This window comes from Parapedobacter tibetensis (assembly GCF_024704835.1).
GTDB classification, from domain to species: Bacteria; Bacteroidota; Bacteroidia; order Sphingobacteriales; family Sphingobacteriaceae; genus Parapedobacter; species Parapedobacter tibetensis.
The window spans coordinates 1-373 of sequence record NZ_JAMXBE010000080.1; the positions used below are offsets into that span (position 1 = coordinate 1).

Annotated in this window: 1 protein-coding gene; it reads left to right on the top strand. The window is 48.5% G+C overall.

Features of this window, described 5'->3' with window-relative positions:
* Positions 1-373, top strand: a 373-nt coding sequence (locus NF543_RS25355) for a hypothetical protein (RefSeq protein ID WP_257671001.1), incomplete at both ends; no start/stop codon positions are given.

Below are 373 nucleotides of genomic sequence, written 5' to 3' on the forward strand. Positions count from 1 at the left end.
CTGACCGATTTGAGCCTGAACGTGAATGTTACGTTTGCCGAATCGGTGATCGAAATGGGCGAGAGTGAATTGGCGAACAGGCAACTCTTTGCTCGGGAGGGGGAAACGATAGATGACACGCGTCAGCTGCAAGGCCAGTCGCCCTACCTGATTAATGCCGGCTTGAACTACAACAATGTGGATATGGGTCTAGAAGCAGGTGTTTTCTACAACGTGCAGGGAAAGACACTTGAGATTATTGGTTTCGCCAGCAACGCAGACGTCTATGCGAAGCCCTTTAATAGTCTCAATTTTAACCTTACTAAGAAATTAGGCCCAGCTAAGAAAGGCGCCATCAATTTCAAAGCGGAGAATATCCTCGGTGCTGAGCGTC